Origin of the sequence: Candidatus Pantoea formicae, assembly GCF_011752625.1 — a bacterium.
Taxonomy (GTDB): domain Bacteria; phylum Pseudomonadota; class Gammaproteobacteria; order Enterobacterales; family Enterobacteriaceae; genus Pantoea; species Pantoea formicae.
Genome location: NZ_VWXD01000001.1, coordinates 186,461 through 202,292 on the forward strand (window position 1 = coordinate 186,461; position 15,832 = coordinate 202,292).

At 54.1% G+C, this 15,832-nt stretch carries 17 protein-coding genes; 13 read left to right on the forward strand and 4 right to left on the reverse strand.

Translation table 11 applies throughout. The features are described from left to right. Positions 1-244 precede the first annotated feature (244 nt). The 4 genes from F3J38_RS00975 to F3J38_RS00990 all read left to right on the forward strand — a co-directional run bounded on the left by F3J38_RS00975 (position 245) and on the right by F3J38_RS00990 (position 5,074). Positions 245-1,621 carry an aldehyde dehydrogenase family protein gene (locus F3J38_RS00975; RefSeq protein ID WP_167134290.1) on the forward strand — a complete coding sequence of 459 codons (1,377 nt, stop codon included), beginning with the start codon at positions 245-247 and terminating at the stop codon, positions 1,619-1,621. A 171-nt stretch (positions 1,622-1,792) separates the two neighbouring features. After that, complete coding sequence (locus F3J38_RS00980) at positions 1,793-3,067, forward strand: nucleoside permease (protein ID WP_167134292.1); 1,275 nt, start codon at positions 1,793-1,795, stop codon at positions 3,065-3,067. A gap of 17 nt (positions 3,068-3,084) precedes the next feature. After that, positions 3,085-4,107: an ADP-ribosylglycohydrolase family protein gene (locus F3J38_RS00985; protein ID WP_205298110.1), complete on the forward strand. Its 1,023-nt coding sequence runs from the start codon at positions 3,085-3,087 to the stop codon at positions 4,105-4,107. After that, entirely contained in the window at positions 4,094-5,074 is a 981-nt protein-coding gene (locus F3J38_RS00990) for a PfkB family carbohydrate kinase (RefSeq protein WP_167134296.1), read from the forward strand. The genes F3J38_RS00985 and F3J38_RS00990 overlap by 14 nt, the downstream gene beginning before the upstream one ends. On the opposite strand, the gene F3J38_RS00995 is transcribed toward F3J38_RS00990, so the two are convergent. The 4 genes from F3J38_RS00995 to F3J38_RS01010 all read right to left on the reverse strand — a co-directional run bounded on the left by F3J38_RS00995 (position 5,061) and on the right by F3J38_RS01010 (position 7,377). Then, positions 5,061-5,801: a GntR family transcriptional regulator gene (locus F3J38_RS00995; RefSeq protein ID WP_167134298.1), complete on the reverse strand. Its 741-nt coding sequence runs from the start codon at positions 5,799-5,801 to the stop codon at positions 5,061-5,063. The two genes, F3J38_RS00990 and F3J38_RS00995, sit on opposite strands and share 14 nt — an antisense overlap. A 117-nt stretch (positions 5,802-5,918) precedes the next feature. After that, positions 5,919-6,104 (reverse strand): tautomerase family protein, encoded by a 186-nt coding sequence (locus tag F3J38_RS01000; protein ID WP_084933987.1) that lies wholly within the window; start codon positions 6,102-6,104, stop codon positions 5,919-5,921. A 114-nt stretch (positions 6,105-6,218) separates the two neighbouring features. Then, a complete protein-coding gene (locus F3J38_RS01005) occupies positions 6,219-6,740 on the reverse strand; it encodes a GNAT family N-acetyltransferase (RefSeq protein ID WP_160834529.1) in 522 nt (173 codons plus the stop codon). An 88-nt stretch (positions 6,741-6,828) separates the two neighbouring features. Further along, positions 6,829-7,377 (reverse strand): helix-turn-helix domain-containing protein, encoded by a 549-nt coding sequence (locus tag F3J38_RS01010; RefSeq protein ID WP_167134300.1) that lies wholly within the window; start codon positions 7,375-7,377, stop codon positions 6,829-6,831. 102 nt (positions 7,378-7,479) lie between these two features. Between F3J38_RS01010 and F3J38_RS01015 the strand changes: the two genes are divergently transcribed. The 9 genes from F3J38_RS01015 to F3J38_RS01055 all read left to right on the forward strand — a co-directional run bounded on the left by F3J38_RS01015 (position 7,480) and on the right by F3J38_RS01055 (position 15,694). Beyond that, positions 7,480-8,154 (forward strand): AzlC family ABC transporter permease, encoded by a 675-nt coding sequence (locus F3J38_RS01015; protein WP_167134302.1) that lies wholly within the window; start codon positions 7,480-7,482, stop codon positions 8,152-8,154. Further along, positions 8,144-8,464, forward strand: coding sequence for an AzlD domain-containing protein (locus F3J38_RS01020; RefSeq protein ID WP_167134304.1), 321 nt, complete (start codon positions 8,144-8,146; stop codon positions 8,462-8,464). The genes F3J38_RS01015 and F3J38_RS01020 overlap by 11 nt, the downstream gene beginning before the upstream one ends. 74 nt (positions 8,465-8,538) lie before the next feature. Continuing rightward, positions 8,539-9,009 carry a GNAT family N-acetyltransferase gene (locus F3J38_RS01025; RefSeq protein WP_167134305.1) on the forward strand — a complete coding sequence of 157 codons (471 nt, stop codon included), beginning with the start codon at positions 8,539-8,541 and terminating at the stop codon, positions 9,007-9,009. A 34-nt stretch (positions 9,010-9,043) separates the two neighbouring features. Continuing rightward, a complete protein-coding gene (gene corA / locus F3J38_RS01030; RefSeq protein ID WP_045816797.1) occupies positions 9,044-10,012 on the forward strand; it encodes a magnesium/cobalt transporter CorA in 969 nt (322 codons plus the stop codon). 307 nt (positions 10,013-10,319) lie between these two features. Further along, positions 10,320-11,744 carry an amidase gene (locus F3J38_RS01035; RefSeq protein ID WP_240155861.1) on the forward strand — a complete coding sequence of 475 codons (1,425 nt, stop codon included), beginning with the start codon at positions 10,320-10,322 and terminating at the stop codon, positions 11,742-11,744. A gap of 66 nt (positions 11,745-11,810) precedes the next feature. Then, the gene (locus F3J38_RS01040; RefSeq protein WP_097117623.1) at positions 11,811-12,608 is read left to right on the forward strand and encodes a DeoR/GlpR family DNA-binding transcription regulator; all 798 of its coding nucleotides are present in this window, start codon (positions 11,811-11,813) and stop codon (positions 12,606-12,608) included. Further along, positions 12,547-13,830 (forward strand): Zn-dependent hydrolase, encoded by a 1,284-nt coding sequence (locus tag F3J38_RS01045; protein WP_167134307.1) that lies wholly within the window; start codon positions 12,547-12,549, stop codon positions 13,828-13,830. The genes F3J38_RS01040 and F3J38_RS01045 overlap by 62 nt, the downstream gene beginning before the upstream one ends. Continuing rightward, positions 13,824-14,759: a phosphotransferase gene (locus F3J38_RS01050; RefSeq protein WP_167134309.1), complete on the forward strand. Its 936-nt coding sequence runs from the start codon at positions 13,824-13,826 to the stop codon at positions 14,757-14,759. The genes F3J38_RS01045 and F3J38_RS01050 overlap by 7 nt, the downstream gene beginning before the upstream one ends. After that, positions 14,756-15,694, forward strand: a complete 939-nt coding sequence (locus F3J38_RS01055) for a choline kinase family protein (RefSeq protein ID WP_167134310.1) — start codon at positions 14,756-14,758, stop codon at positions 15,692-15,694. Before F3J38_RS01050 ends, F3J38_RS01055 begins: the two co-directional genes overlap by 4 nt. Positions 15,695-15,832 lie beyond the last annotated feature (138 nt).

Sequence of the window (15,832 nt, forward strand, 5' to 3'; positions counted from 1 at the left end):
TCTATTCACTGTATAACTGAATAACCCTATGAAGAATCAGCAACTGACGCAGGAAACTGTCAGAATATGCTGCTCATGCAAGCCGACCTCATCAACGTCGCAAAAACATTAATTCTTTGCGAAGAAGATCCTTCTTTTTCATCATAAGAGAACAACTTCCTCACTATTATTCATTTTTCATCAATCATTGCCGGGCGTAAGGTGAGACACATATTCACCCCATAACTTATGACGAAGGCATCTTATGACTGACAACGTTATCTCACGTAACCCCACAACTGGCGAAGTCATCGCAACCTATCCATTACAGAGTGCTGCGCAACTTGAAGCAGCATTGCAATCCAGTGCTGAAGCATTTGCAACCTGGAAAGCCACCAGCATGGAGCAGCGTGTTCAGGTACTGCGCCAGTTAGCAGAGCAAATTCGTCAACGTCAGGACCAACTCGCGCAAATGGCAACGCTGGAGATGGGAAAACCTATCGCTCAAGCACGCGCTGAAGTGTTGAAGTGCGCCAATCTCTGTGACTGGTATGCAGAACAGGGTCCTGCCATGTTGGCAGATAAACCAACGCTGGTGGAAAATCAGCAAGCATGGCAGTCATTTCGTCCATTGGGCGCGATCCTTGCGGTCATGCCATGGAATTTCCCCTACTGGCAAGTACTGCGCGGTGCAGTAAGTATGCTGTTAGCAGGTAACACTTATATGTTGAAACACGCGCCAAGTGTTATGGGGTCAGCAAACCTGATGTCAGAACTGTTTGATGCTACCGATTTGCCGAAAGGTGGCTTCACCGTGATCAACGTGGATAACGATGGCGTTTCAACTGCTATCAAAGATTCACGCATTGCAGCAGTCGCTGTTACCGGAAGTGTTCGCGCGGGTGGTGCCATCGCCGCCCAAGCAGGTGCTGTACTTAAGAAAACCGTGCTTGAACTCGGCGGAGCAGATCCCTTTATCGTACTGGCAGATGCTGATCTGGATGCAGCAGTGGCCTCAGCGGTCACAGGACGCTACCAGAACACCGGACAGGTGTGTATGGCAGCCAAACGGTTCATTATCGAAGAAAGTGTCGCAGAGGAGTTTGAGGCGCGTTTTAGCGCAGCTGTTCAAGCACTGAAGATTGGCGATCCGCTGAATGAAGAAACCTATATTGGTCCAATGGCACGTTACGACCTGCGTGATGAGCTAGACAACCAAGTGCAGCAGACCATCAAACAAGGTGCACGTTTGGTTATTGGTGGGCATAAGATCGAGGGTGTGGGTAACTACTACGCGCCGACGATCCTCGCAGATGTCACTCCAGAAATGACCGCATTCCAGCAGGAGATCTTTGGGCCAGTGGCAGCGATCACTGTGGCTCGTGATGCACAGCATGCTTTAGAGCTGGCTAATGACAGCGAGTTTGGCTTAAGTGCTACGGTGTGGAGCGGTAACGAAGCGGTTGCCAATGAACTGGCTGAAAAACTGGAAACTGGCGCTGTGTTTATCAACGGCAATGGTGCGTCAGATCCTCGCGTGGCTATTGGCGGGGTGAAGAAAAGTGGCTATGGCCGCGAGCTTTCAAGCTTTGGTGTGCATGAATTTTGTAATATCCAAACCGTTTGGAAAAACCGCCGCTAATTTACATTGGGCGCGTGCTGCGCGCCCACAAACCTCGCATTATCTCCCTTCCTTCTGTTAATTCCTCGTTAAGATTGTTGTGGAGCAGCTCAAATAATCCACTAATGGTATTACAAAGGTATTGCTAGTGGTGTTAGATTGGCCTCACCTACACCGGGGAGTCCTCTTTCAATGAAAACAACAATCCCAAAATTATCCTTCATGATGTTTCTCGAGTGGTTTATCTGGGGAGCATGGTTTGTACCGCTCTGGGCTTTTCTCAGCAAAAACGGCTTTTCGCCGGTTGAGATAGCCTGGTGCTACGCCTGTACCTCGATTGCCGCTATCTTGTCTCCGATCCTGGTAGGATCGCTGGCAGACCGTTTCTTCCAGGCACAAAAAGTTCTGTCGCTTCTCATGATCGTCGGATCGATTTTAATGTACTTCGCCGCGCAGCAAACGCACTTCAGTAGCTTCTTCCCATTGCTGCTGTTGTATGCGCTGACTTACATGCCAACGATTGCGCTGACTAACAGCATTGCCTTCTCACATGTTCGGGACGTCGAGCGCGACTACCCACGTGTGCGTGTGATGGGCACCTTAGGCTGGATAGCCTCCGGTATTGTCTGCGGATTCCTGCCGCCACTAATGGGGTTTGGTGATATTTCAGCAAGCAATATTCCACTGTTGATCACCGCAGCCAGTTCGCTGGTACTCGGCATCTTTGCCTTGATGTTGCCTGCAACTGAACCCAAAAGTACCGGTAAATTCAGCCTGCGTGTGGCTCTTGGGCTGGATGCATTGCACCTGCTCAAGGATCGCAGCTTCCTGGTATTCTTCGTCTGTTCATTCCTCTTCAGTATGCCGCTGGCGTTTTATTACATCTTCGCCGAAGGCTATTTGACAGAAGTGGGTCTGCCCCATGCCACCGGTTGGATGACGCTGGGCCAGGTTTCAGAGATCTTCTTCCTGTTAGCGTTGCCGTTCTTCATCAAACGCTTTGGTATCGGCAAAGTGCTGCTACTTGGCCTCACTACCGCGGCACTGCGCTACATCTTCTTCGTGTTCGGTGGTGATCAGAACATGTTGACCCTTGGCATGCTGTTTATGGGCATCCTGTTACACGGTGTCAGCTACGACTTCTACTTCATCACGGCCTACATTTACGTGGATAAGAAGGCGCCTGTGGCGATGCGCAATGCCGCGCAGGGTTTGATTACGCTGGCATGCCAAGGCATTGGTAGCCTGCTGGGTTACCGTTTGGGCGGTTATCTGATGCAAGAGATGTTCGCTTATGACCAACCCCGTAACGGGCAGACGTTTAACTGGGCGGGCATGTGGATGTTTGGCAGCGTGATGATCATCATTATCACCATCGCCTTCATTGTGCTGTTCCGCGACGGTAAAAAACGCAGTGATGAATTAACCGCATTCGAGCAATCAGCAACCGCTGACAGCCATAAATAAGAGAAGTAATCATGACGATGACACACCAGGAAAAACGGATTTTGGGGGCGTTTTACGGCCAGGCGCTGGGCGATGCGATGGGGATGCCATCGGAATTGTGGCCGCGCAGCCGCGTGAAGCAACATTTTGGCTGGATCGACCGCTTTTTACCGGGACCAGCAGAAAACAATGCCGCCTGCTATTTCGGGCAGGCAGCATTCACTGATGACACCTCCATGGCGCTGGCCTTGGCCGATGCCATTCTGATGCATGAGGGTGACATTAATGCGGAAACCATTGGTGCCAACATTCTGAGCTGGGCGGAAGACTTTGATGCCTTCAATAAAAACGTGCTCGGCCCAACCTCAAAAATCGCGCTGAATGCCCTTAAGAACGGCACGCCGGTTTCGCAGTTGGAAAATAATGGCATGACCAATGGTGCGGCCATGCGCGTCTCTCCGTTGGGCTGCTTGCTGCCAGCGCGGGACCTCAGCAGCTTTATTGATGCGGTGGCGCTGGCATCCAGCCCCACGCACAAGTCGGATGTTGCCATTGCTGGCGCGACAGTGATCGCTTGGGCGGTATCGCGTGCCATTGATGGCGTAAGTTGGGCAACCATCCGCGATGAGTTACCCACCATTGCACGGGCAGCACAGGAAAAACGCATCACCACCTTTAGTGCTTCTATGGCGGCTCGTCTTGAACTGGCCATCAGTGTGGTGGCGCAGGGCAGAGGGATGGAATCCACCATGCAGCAAATATATGACCTGGTGGGTACAGGCACCAGCACCATTGAATCTGTACCCGCCGCGATTGCTATGGTTGAGCTGGCGAATACCGATCCGAATCGCTGCGCGATCCTTTGTGCAAATCTGGGTGGAGACACCGATACCATCGGCGCAATGGCGGTGGCTATTTGCGGCGCGCTGCACGGCATCGACGGCATTGATAGCCAGCTGAAAGCGGAGCTGGATGCTGCAAATGCGCTAGACTTCACGCGCTATAGCTGTGCTTTCACGCGTTTCCGTCAGCAGCGCGAGGCCGCTTATGCTGACGCCTGATGACCTGAACCGGTTGGTAGGATGTTTTCCGGTGTGTGTGATTGGCGCTGCAGTGGTGGACGTGATTGCTGACGCATACTCACTACCTCATCGTGGCAGTGACATTGAACTCCACCAGCAGGGCGTCAACGTCGGTGGCTGCGCGTTGAATGTGGCCATTGCGCTGCATCGACTGGGCATTCCCTCCCATAACGCGTTGCCGCTCGGGAATGGTACCTGGGCCAGTATTGTGCGTCAGAAACTCACTGAATATGGCATTCATAGTGTGCTGGAGACCAGCAAAGGCGATAACGGCTGGTGTCTGGCGCTGGTGGAACCGGACGGCGAACGTACTTTTCTGTCTGTCAGTGGGGTAGAGAATCTGTGGGATGCTGAGCTGCTGCGCGCTATACCACAACCCCCGCAGCGCTGGATCTACCTGTCTGGCTACCAGCTCACCAGCAAAAGCGGCGATATCCTGATCGACTGGCTTGAACAGCAGACGAAAAGCTATCAGTTGCTGGTGGACTTCGGCCCGCGCTTGGCTGATATCGATGATGCGCAGTTTGCTCGGATTATGGCGTTAAAACCACTGATTACAGTGAACAGACAGGAGGCAGAACTGCTGTGGTACGAGCGTCTTGCCCAGCGTGAAACCTTTGATGCAAAGCGCCTTATGGATAAATGGCGTCAACGCTTTGGTGGCGCAATGGTCGTGCGCTTGGACAGTGAAGGGGCGGGATTTGTTGATGCGCACTCTCAGGGCTGGGTCCCGGCATTGCCGACACAGGTGGTAGACACGATTGGCGCAGGAGACAGCCACGCGGGGGGACTGCTGGCCGGTTTGGCTTCAGGGTGGTCGCTGGCGGACTGCGTTGCTTTAGGAAACGCCGTGGCCTCATACGTTGTCTCGCAGCGCGGTGGCGACTGTGCACCAGACCGCGCCACGCTGCACCGCTATTGGCAGCAAAGGATCACTCAGCAATAAATACGTACATATCGCTGCGACAGTAGCTAATGCTGTATTCAAGCGGATTGCCTTGCGCGTCGAGTGCCAGCTGTTTAATGACCAGAACAGGCACGTTATCGGGTAAGGCAATCTGCTGCTGGAGGGCTTCATCAGGCATGCGAGCACTTACTCTGCTCTGAGATTTTACCGGCAGGATCTGCTGCTTTTGAAAGTAGTCATACAGCGAAATACCAATTTCATCGGCATCGGCAATAAAACATGCAGGCACCCAAGATTCTTCGACGGAAACGGCTTGCTGATCGACATAGCGAATACGCTTCAGCAGGTAGACATCGCTGCCTTTATCCAGTCCCAGTTTCTCGCCAATCTCAGCGCTGCACTGAATCTTGCTCTTATTTATCCATACGGTATCCGGCTTTTTACCACGTAATACCGCTTGCTGAGACAGGCCTTTGGGTTCTTTCAGCGAATATTCAAACTGGCTGCAAATCTGCGTACCGTAGCCGCGTGAACGTACTACCACGCCATCCTTTTCCAACTCGTCCATGGCTTTTCGCACGGTGATGCGCGAAATGCTCAGCGATTGGCTGAATTCGCGCTCGCCAGGCAAAATCTCTTCATGCACCAAAATCCCGTCACGGACTGCCTCTTTAATCGCAGTAGCAAAACGCTTATACAGCGGCGTGCGGCTTGCATCAGCCAGTGTTGTGCTCAGCCGTGAAAACAGAGGATTATGTTCGGTCATAGCGGTTAGCGATGCTCAATAAAGTCGGCGAAGGGGGAATGATAATACTGAATTTTGTTACTATCCAAGTAGTCTATTCTGTGGGGGAAGGCGACCATTAGGCCGCCCAGAAGTCACTTAGCGCTCATCGAACGGCACGCCGCCTTTTGCTTTGTGATGCTTCGGCGTTTCAATGATCGAGACTGTCACTGAGTTTGCATCGATCTCAAAGGATTCCGCCACTGCGACGGTCACTGCTTTCAGCAACTTCTTCTTCTGCTCAACCGTGCGGCCTTCCGCAGCATAAACAATGATTTCTGGCATATCCGTGTCTCCTTGAGGGTTAAGATTCGGGTCTCAGCATAACCCAGCAACGCCCGCGCAGGCAGTGCGAATTTTTCATAAGCCCCGCCGAGTAAGTGATATCTCGCAGACCGCTTAACGTTCTGGCGGCTGGCTATCACCGACACCCAGTGAGCGCTGCATCACGACGGTGTCGAGCCAGCGGCCATGTTTGAATCCCACCGATTTCATCACACCGGTGTGCTCGAAGCCGAGCGCCCGGTGTAATCCCAGCGATCCCTGATTGGCGCTATCTCCCACGATGGCGATGATCTGGCGAAAGCCTGCTGCTTCTGCCAGCGCAATCGCCTTTTGCAATAACGCCCGCCCGACGCCACGTCCGGTTTGTTCATGATCGAGATAAATCGAATCTTCCAGCGTGAAGCGATAGGCATAGCGCGGTCGATAAGGTGCCAGATAACAATAACCCAATACCTGTTCATCCTCTTGCGCCACCAGCCAGAAGCCACCGCGCTGCTGCACATCTTTGACGCGGTTGAGCATTTCGCTTTCGCTGGGCGGTTCGGTCTCGAAGGTGGCGGTGCCGTGGAGGACGTGCCACGCATAGATTTTCTGAATGGCAGCGGCGTGATGGGGTCGGGCGGGAATAATATCCATATGTTCCTAATAATCGGCTAGCGAAAAACACAGGATGCCACCGTGTCACGCGCCAATCATCGGGTTTGAACATAGGAAATTATTATGACTAATTTTGCTCCGACAGCTGCACCGCCATGGTATTCGCTTCCAGCGCTTCAAAGATGTGCGGTTCGTCGGCGGGGTAGCAGATGTAGTCACCTGGATGAAGTTCGACCGGGGCATCGGTAGGCCCAACCAGGGCGCGACCCTGCGCAATAATGATGTGTTCAACCGAACCCGGCGGATGCGGATGAGAGGCGCGCGGTGCGCCCGGCTGGCTGGTGATTAGATATAAATCACGACGACCGCCCGGCGGACAGCTGGCCAGTAACGATGCCTGGTAATCGGCTAATTCAGCCGACACCATCATGCCTTCGCCACGACGGATCACCTGCAGACGCTTCACTTCCGGTTCCATCAGCCGGGCAAACGGAATATTGAGTGCCACGCACAGTGACCATAACGTCTCAATGCTGGGATTGCCGTTGCCTGCTTCCAGTTGTGAAAGCGTGGATTTCGCAATGCCGGCACGGCGGGCGACTTCGGTTAACGAGAGCCCTGCACGCTGGCGTTCGCGCACTAATCCAGCAGAGATAAGATCGATCGGTGGTGTCACAATTACTCCTGTTCTTTATATCGAACGTTTTGTTCATCTTGTAAAACAATTCGGGCGCGTTCATTATAACGGCTTTCCTGTTCGATATGAGATCAAATTGTGATGCGTCTGGGTGCAGTTCCGCTTGATCGCGGCGTATTAAAAGCGATTTTCTTGGTTTGTCTGGCCGACGGTATTGTCGGGCTCTCTTACGGTTCGCTGGCGGCGGCGGATGGTTTTCCGCTGTGGGTGCCCATCGCGCTCTCTACGATAGTGCTGGCAGGCGCATCCGAGTTTCTGTTCATCGGTATTGTGGCCGGTGGTGGCAGCCCATTAACAGCAGCGGCGGCGGGTTTGCTGGTCAACGCGCGCCACTTGCCCTTTGGTATTGCAGTGAAAGATCTGGTCGGGCAGGGCGGACGCAGTTTGCTGGGTTGCCATATCATGAATGACGAAAGCGTGGTGTTTGGCATTTCGCAAAAGACGCTTTCCCAGCGACGCGCCGCATACTGGGTGTGTGGTTTAGGGATTTTTGCTATCTGGCCACTCAGTGTGGTGTGCGGCGCATTTATCGGGCGCTTCATTCCTGATGTTTCGGCGATTGGTCTCGATGCGGTTTTCCCTGCCATCCTAATCGCGCTGATATTTCCCGCTTTGCGTCAACGTCGCACGCGGATTCCGGCCACGCTCGGTACGGCATTGTCAGTACTCGCCACGCCGTTTGTTCCTGCGGGAATGCCGGTATTGTTTTCATTGTTGGGCTTATTAAGCTGGCGGGAGCGCAAAAATGCACAATAACCTTGTGATTGCCGGGATCGTGCTGCTCGCCGTCGGCACTTATGTGATGCGCTTCGCGGGTTACCGACTGGGAAGCCGTATGCCGATGTCGGAATCGGTGCGCAATATGCTCTCGGATGCTGCTACGGTGCTGCTGCTGGCAGTTGCCGTCACCACCGCACTATTTGAAGGCAGCCACTTCGCAGGTGTCGCGCGGATAGCGGGCGTATTGTTTGCCGTTTTTCTCGCTTGGCGCCGTACGCCGTTGATTTTAGTGATTGTTGGCGCGGCAGTGATGACGGCATTGCTGCGTTATTTTGGTGTGCCTTAAGCCAAAAAGAATAAACGTGCGGCAAGGGTTTTGTTAATGTGGGATTTCCGTATTCATCGCACAGAGAAGAATCCATGACACCGCGCTTAGCGCTTCCACATGAAGCCGCCGACTTGTGGCGTATTCGCAATCTCGCTATTCGCGATGGCTGCCAGTCAGTTTATCCGCCTGAAGTGATTGCCGCATGGACGCCTGACGCGTTGCCGTCAGGTTACTTTGAGGCGATTAAGGGCAATCCTTTCTACGTGATCGACGATCCTGAGTTGGGCGCTGCCGCTACGGGCTTTCTCGATATCAAAAGCGGCAGTGTGGAAGCGATATTTACCCTGCCAGCCTGCAACGGCAAAGGCTATGCCAGCGCCATTATGATCGCGATTATAGCGGAAGCCCGCCATCGCGGTTTTCGGCAACTCACCTTAGCCGCAACGCCCAATGCCAGCGGCTTCTATCTGCGCCATGGCTTTAGCACCGTGCGTGAAGCCTTGTATCCTTCCGCTCTAGCCAAAGCCGATCTCCCCTGCGTCGAAATGATACTGACACTATGATTAAGTAAGTGAAAAAAACATGGACAGCACCAAAATGGTGATTAACTGTGTGGCTTATCGCCACGGCAAACGTGAAGAGCATGTCGATGTCGCCGACATCAGCGAAGTACTCAAAGACGAGAGTGCGTTTATCTGGCTGGGTTTGAATCAGCCTGAACCGGCTTTTATGCAGACGTTGCAGGAAGAGTTTGGCCTGCATGAGTTAGCGATTGAGGATGCGCTGGTGGCGCATCAGCGCCCGAAGATTGAGCAGTATGGTGAGTCGGTGTTTATCGTGGTGAAAACGGCGCATCTCGACGATCAGCAGCGCATCAGCTTTGGTGAAACCCACTTCTTCCTCGGTAAAAACTTCCTGATCACCGTCCGCCACGGTTCATCGGAGGGCTATGCGGCGATTCGTGCCAGGGCAGAAAAAAACCACACTATGTTGTGTCAGGGACCGGGTTACGCGTTTTACTGCATTCTCGACTTTATCGTTGACCACTACAGCAAAATCACCGAATCACTCAGTGAACGTATAGGTACGCTGGAAGAGGGCATGTTTACCACCCGCTTTGACAGCAAAACGCTGGAGGATGTCTATCACCTCCGGCGTGAACTTCTGGCGCTGCGCAATGCCGCGATGCCGGTGACTGAAATTTGCGCCCAGTTGGCGCGTTTCCACGAAGACATTATTCCGAAGAACCTGCGTGCCTACCTGCGTGACGTTCAGGATCATGCTCATCACGTGATGATCGATGCCGAGGACATGCGCGAAATGCTCACCAGCGCGATGCAGGTCAATCTGGCGCTGGTGTCGGTTCAGCAGAGCGAAGTGAATAAAAAGCTCGCTGGTTGGGGTGCCGTGCTGATCGTCCCGACCATTGTCTTCAGTATGTACGGCATGAACTTCTCTGATATGCCTGAACTCAAAACCCACTTTGGCTATCCCGCGGTACTGGTAGTGACGCTGGCGATCTGTGGCGTGATGTGGTCACGTCTGAAAAAAGCAGGCTGGCTGTAATCTTTTTATCAGATGACTTTATTATCACTGCGCTGGTGATAGCGGCGCAGTGAACTGAGATCTCCATCCACACATTTCCCTGAACGATTCACTTGCAACTGAGTGATTGAGCGGCTTGTCGCGCAAAACCTTCATCCAATTGCCACGAATTTGTCATTTCGCTGTTTTTTTCATCATCATCTTTTCCTATAACAATGTCAGATTAAATACAACATATCCCACATTAACCACATGACCCGGTCTTGATTCATTCGCCAACTGTTGCCACTATCGCTGCATAGTGATGCCAGAAATGCAGGGTGTAACCATGTCGGTGGACCAGAATTTATTTAACTCGATGCCTGATGTTATTGGCGCGGCGCAGCAGATTCGTCGCGGTGAGATCAGCAGTGAAAAGCTGGTGGGGAATTGCCTTCAGCAAATAAAATCCCACAATCCCACATTGAATGCCTTTGGTGATGTTTACGATGAGCAGGCGTTGGAAGACGCTAAAAACTGCGATCGTGAACGCCAGTCGGGCAAGAGTCGGGGTCCATTGCACGGTGTGCCGTTTGGCGTCAAAGATCTGTTCTCAACGGCTGGGTTGCGCACCACCAAAGGTTCACTCACCTCACTGGATAACGTGCCAGAAAGTGACGCGCCGATTATTGAACGATTGAGGGCGGCGGGAGCGATCATTATTGGAAAAACCGCGACCACCGAGTTTGGCTGGACCGGATCAAGCTATTCACGGGTGTTTGGGCATGGGCGCAATCCGTGGAACCCGGCGTTAACCAGCGGCGGTTCCAGTTCGGGGTCGGCAATCAGTGTTGCGGCTCGCATGGTGCCTGCGGCGTTGGGCTCTGACGGTGGCGGCTCCGTGCGTATTCCTGGTGCCTTTTGCGGCATTTTTGCCCTTAAAGCCTCGCTGGGTCGCATTCCTACCTGGCCGTGGTCAGCGACTGAAATGCTCAGCCATGCCGGGCCGATGACGCGCACGGTTCGTGATAGCGCACTGCTGTTTGATCTGCTTTCGGGACCGGATGCGCGCGACCATCAGGCGCTGCCAGCCAAAAATGAATCCTGGCTGGCACGCTGCGACCAGCCATTGCCTGCGCTGCGTGTGCATTACAGCCCAACACTGTTTAACACCCCGGTCGACGATCAGATTGCGCGTTGCGTCGAACAGGCGGTAGAGCAGATTGCTCATTCGTTGCCAGTGACGCTCACGGCACGCCCGCTGGACTGGTCATCACCGTTTGAGACATTTGACACTTTATGGAGCGGCGGGCGCGGTGTGGCCTATGGCGCCGCACTGCAGCAGCAGCTCGACCAGCTCGATCCGGGCTTTGCCGCGCTGATTGAACGCGCGCAGCGCCTGAATCTGGCCGACTACCTGGCGGCGCAAAAGCAACGAGCGGCGTTTGCCGGACAGGTGCACGCCTTGTTTGACAGCGTGGATTTACTCATCACGCCAACGCTGCCGGTACTGCCTTTCGCGGCCGATCGCCACGTGCCGGAAAACCAGGTGCCGGGCGACAGCGGAGTTGAGTGGGCGCGCTGGACGCCTTTCACCTGGCCGTTCAATTTGAGTGGCAATCCGGCGGCGACGATTCCCTGTGGTTTTACCCAGCAAGGTTTACCGGTGGGCTTGCAGGTGATCGGCCGACGTTATGCGGAAGGCGACGTATTGCAGTTCTGCGCGGCGCTCGAAGCCCTGATGCCGTGGGATCAACATCAACCTTCTCTGTAAGGCGCGGCCTTGAGACCGCCCGAAAGGTATACTGCGGTTTTTGGCCTCTAAAAACAGAAGGTAAGCATGATTAATCAGCCACGACTGGATGAGATAAAACGGATTTTACACCACGACAAACGGGTGCGCGTGACGGAACTGGCGCAGAAATTCGTGGTGTCAGAAGAGACGATTCGCCGCGATCTTAAATATCTGGAAGAGCAAAGCGTATTACGGCGTGTGCACGGCGGTGCCATTTTACCGGTGCCCAGCGAAGAGCAGCCGTTACAGATACGCAGCCGTATCAAGCCGCGTGCTAAAGCGCGTATTGGTCAGCTGGCAAGCGAATTAGTGGAAGAGGGGATGGCGCTGTTTCTGGATACCGGCACCTCAACGCTGGCACTGGCACAGCAGCTGACTCGCTTCTCGCGTTTGAAAGTTATTACGAACTCAATGGATATCGCCGCGCTGCTAACGCAGCAAAGCGACAACGCTGTCACGCTAACACCAGGGCGCGTTCGGCGAAATGATAACGCACTCATTGGCCCCCATACGCTGGAGTTCGCGCGTCAATTCCACTACGACATTGCCTTTATGGGCATTGGTGCAGTGGATCGGGACAACGGTTTTATGGATTACGAAGAGCCTGAGGCGTTATTAAGGCGCGTGCTGAGCACGCACTGTCGCCAGAGTGTGATTCTGGCAGATGAAGGCAAATTTGGACTGCGAACCTTTGTGAACACGCTGCCGTTTAGCGCGGTTGACACCTTAGTGACCAATGCGCGACCCGCGGCAGCTTTTGTAGCGAGTCTGGAGAGTGCCCATGTCAACATCCTCCATCCCGGCAATGCCGAGGATGACACCGCAAGATTATCAGGCGTTTGATGCGCTGTTCGCCCTCAGCAGCAGCATTGGTGCAACGCCAGCAGGCGGTTTACATCGCCTGACGGCATCCGCTGCGGATAAGCAAATGCGCGATGCCTTTTGTACCTGGCTGACGCAACAGGGTTTTCACGTTCACGTGGATGAAATTGGCAACATCTTTGGCTTGATGACGCTTTGCGAAGGCGCGCCATGGGTGCTGTGCGGTTCGCACCTGGACAGCCAACCGCTGGGTGGACGTTTCGACGGTGCCTACGGCGTCACCGGCGCTGCAGTGACCATGGCAACATTGGCTCGCCAGCTGCGCGACCATTCGCAAACCGCGCAACGTAATCTGGCGGTGGTGAACTGGACCAATGAAGAGGGTGCGCGCTTTCAACCCAGCCTGACCGGCAGTTCAGTGTTCACAGGCGCACTCTCGCTGGAGCAGGCTCTGGCGTGTTGTGATGGCGAAGGCATCTCGTTGCAAACAGCTTTGCAAAATATTGGTTATCGCGGAACGGCGTTACCCGATCTGACGGTGGCGGCCTACTGCGAACTGCATGTTGAGCAAGGTCCACATCTTGAATTGCAGCAGAAACAGATAGGCGTAGTGACGGAAACCTGGGCGGCACTGAAATGGCAGGTGACGTTTCGCGGAGAGCAAAACCATACCGGCCCGGCATTGATGGATCGCCGGCGGGATGCGCTGCTGGCAGCCGCGCACACCATTGTGGCGGTGCGTGCAGAGGCTGAACGCTATGGCGAAGCGCTGCATACCTCGGTGGGTCGTCTGGAAACCGTGCCTAATTCGCCGAACGTAGTGACTTCTGAAGCCACGTTATTTATAGAGTTTCGTTCAGCTGATGAAGCGCTTTTGCGCCATTTGCGCGACAGCTTTGGCCAGCAGATGCAATCGATTGCGCAGAACACGGCCACCGATGTCAGTCTCGACCGTGCACAGTATCGTCCACGGCAGCAGTTACATGCGGCACTGAGTAATCTGGCCTTAGCGCAGGCGGAAAAATTGGGGCTGAAAGCGATGCCGATGCGTTCAGTAGCAGGTCACGATGCGATAAGCATGAGCTATCATTGCCCGAGTGCATTGCTGTTTGTGCCCAGCATAGACGGCCTTTCGCACAATGAACGTGAATTCACCGCCACCGCCGACTTGCATCGCGGTCTCGACATGTTGATGGCGATGCTCACTGAGCTCTGCCTGAAAGGGGAGGACGCCCTATGTTGATGCGTTTACAGCAAGCGCTGGCGAGTTGGCAACCCGCGCAATCCTTTGATATTCAGCCAGGCACGGCAGGTGTGGCGTCACCGCATCGTTTAGCGACGGAATGGTCCGGATTTCGCCTGCAGTCAGCGGGGCAAGGCTATTATGCCAAGGTGCTGTTCGATGATCAGAAAGCGTTGATTGATTTCCAGCGCAGCGCCGAAATCAGCCGCCAGGCGGGCGAGTTGGGCATCGCCCCGTCGCTATGCCACGCCGATCCGCACAACGGCGTTCTGATCTTCGCGGCGCTGGATGACAGCTTCCGCTGGGCGCGACTGGATGCGTTACGCGATCCGCATCACTTTGCCAGCCTGACGCGCACGCTGGATAAATTACATCACTCAGGATTGCCGCTGCCGTCACACAGCCGCCAGCAGGATATGTTGCGGCTACGTCTTCAGCTGGAAACACAGGGTGTGCAACAGCCAGAAGAGCTGCGGTGGATGGGGGAATGTGTCGATTTGGCGTGGGAAGCGCTCAACGCCGCGTCTTATACACCCGTTTTGATCCACGGCGATAACATCGCCAGCAACTGGATGGTCAACGCTCAGGGTGAATGGCGCTTGCTGGACTTTGACTACGCCGCGTGCGGCGATGCCTGGCACGATATTGCCACGCTCATCCACGAACAACTGCCCACTGACGATCGCTGGCGTGATGCGATTCGTGCGTGGCGCGGTGACTGCAGCGAGGCTGATGTGGCGCGTTGTCGCTTATATGCGCTGGTGGATGATTATCACTGGACGCTATGGGGCATGCTGAACGGTGTCACCAGCACGCGCGGTCTGGAGTTTGCCAAGCTCGGCCAGTGGATGCTGTTGCGCTGCCGTCAGAGCCTGAGCGATCCCCGTTTTGAACGTTGGTTAAACCTGACTGCGGAGCAGGCAAAATGAGCAAATCTCTGGGTGAAGCGCAAAGCTGGCAGGAACAGCGGGTGGAACAAGCCATTACGGCGATGCCGGAATGGCAGGGCAGGGCGGTGCAGTATCGTCCGGTAAGCGGCGGTATTTCTAACGCCAACTGGCATGTGGCGGTAGAAGGTGCGCCTTGTGCTTATTTCGTCAAAATTCCCGGCGAAGGCACCGAACGCTTTATCAATCGTGACACCGCACATGAAGCGAGCCTGAAAGCCGCGCAAACCGGCTACGGCGTGCCAGTGGTGGCCTATCTGCGCGATCTTGGCGTGGAAGTGTTTGAGTTCATTGATGGCTGGCGCGCTTCGTCAAACCTCGATTTCCAGCAATCCGCGATTCGTCATCGTGCGTTGCAGGGCTTGAAAAGTTTCAACGACCAGCCATTGCTCAAGCAAAACAAAACTGTATTCGACATGCTTAATGAGCATATTGCGCAGGTTAGTGCTCTCAATGTCGCACTCTCTGCTGATGCTGCGTGGTTGCACAAGCAGGCACAGCGCGCGCAGCAGGCGTTAGAAGCGGCGGGATTAGATTTGGTGCCGTGCATGAATGACACGCTGGCGGGTAACTTCATGCTCAATGCGCACAACGATATTCGCCTAGTCGATTTTGAATATGCATCAAATAACGATCGCTGTTATGAATTAGCGTTGTGGTTTGGCGAAATGTTTTTCACACCGAAAATAGAACAGGAATTGTTGGAGGACTATTTCGGTAAAGTGGATGCAGCATTATTCGCTCGCGTGCAAATTCATAAATTTCTGGCGGATATGAAGTGGTCAACCTGGGCCATTATTCAACATCATGTGGCCGATATTGATTTTGATTTTTCAAAATATGGTGCCTGGAAGCATTTACGGGCACGCAGCGTGTTAAATCATCCCGACTGGGAAAACTGGCTACGAGCGGTGTAAGCGTAACGCACCGGGATTCAGTCCTTGTAAGATCGTCTGTAACACTATCCGTCCGTCGTATTTTCGGGCAGCGCTCTTTGCTGTCTGATGTTGAGGTTATACCAAAGGGGAAATGCTGATATTCAGCAGGTAAAGGAG

Excerpts from the sequence above, each read along its gene's own strand:
- F3J38_RS01020 (WP_167134304.1), top strand. The coding sequence starts at position 8,144 with ATGCACAATAACCTTGTGATTGCCGGGATCGTGCTGCTCGCCGTCGGC.
- F3J38_RS01025 (WP_167134305.1), top strand. The coding sequence starts at position 8,539 with ATGACACCGCGCTTAGCGCTTCCACATGAAGCCGCCGACTTGTGGCGT.
- F3J38_RS00985 (WP_205298110.1), top strand. The coding sequence starts at position 3,085 with ATGACACACCAGGAAAAACGGATTTTGGGGGCGTTTTACGGCCAGGCG.
- F3J38_RS01035 (WP_240155861.1), top strand. The coding sequence starts at position 10,320 with ATGTCGGTGGACCAGAATTTATTTAACTCGATGCCTGATGTTATTGGC.
- F3J38_RS00995 (WP_167134298.1), bottom strand. The coding sequence starts at position 5,801 with ATGACCGAACATAATCCTCTGTTTTCACGGCTGAGCACAACACTGGCT.
- F3J38_RS01000 (WP_084933987.1), bottom strand. The coding sequence starts at position 6,104 with ATGCCAGAAATCATTGTTTATGCTGCGGAAGGCCGCACGGTTGAGCAG.
- F3J38_RS01050 (WP_167134309.1), top strand. The coding sequence starts at position 13,824 with ATGTTGATGCGTTTACAGCAAGCGCTGGCGAGTTGGCAACCCGCGCAA.
- F3J38_RS00990 (WP_167134296.1), top strand. The coding sequence starts at position 4,094 with ATGCTGACGCCTGATGACCTGAACCGGTTGGTAGGATGTTTTCCGGTG.
- F3J38_RS01045 (WP_167134307.1), top strand. The coding sequence starts at position 12,547 with ATGTCAACATCCTCCATCCCGGCAATGCCGAGGATGACACCGCAAGAT.
- F3J38_RS00980 (WP_167134292.1), top strand. The coding sequence starts at position 1,793 with ATGAAAACAACAATCCCAAAATTATCCTTCATGATGTTTCTCGAGTGG.
- F3J38_RS01040 (WP_097117623.1), top strand. The coding sequence starts at position 11,811 with ATGATTAATCAGCCACGACTGGATGAGATAAAACGGATTTTACACCAC.
- corA (WP_045816797.1), top strand. The coding sequence starts at position 9,044 with ATGGTGATTAACTGTGTGGCTTATCGCCACGGCAAACGTGAAGAGCAT.
- F3J38_RS01005 (WP_160834529.1), bottom strand. The coding sequence starts at position 6,740 with ATGGATATTATTCCCGCCCGACCCCATCACGCCGCTGCCATTCAGAAA.
- F3J38_RS01015 (WP_167134302.1), top strand. The coding sequence starts at position 7,480 with ATGCGTCTGGGTGCAGTTCCGCTTGATCGCGGCGTATTAAAAGCGATT.
- F3J38_RS00975 (WP_167134290.1), top strand. The coding sequence starts at position 245 with ATGACTGACAACGTTATCTCACGTAACCCCACAACTGGCGAAGTCATC.
- F3J38_RS01055 (WP_167134310.1), top strand. The coding sequence starts at position 14,756 with ATGAGCAAATCTCTGGGTGAAGCGCAAAGCTGGCAGGAACAGCGGGTG.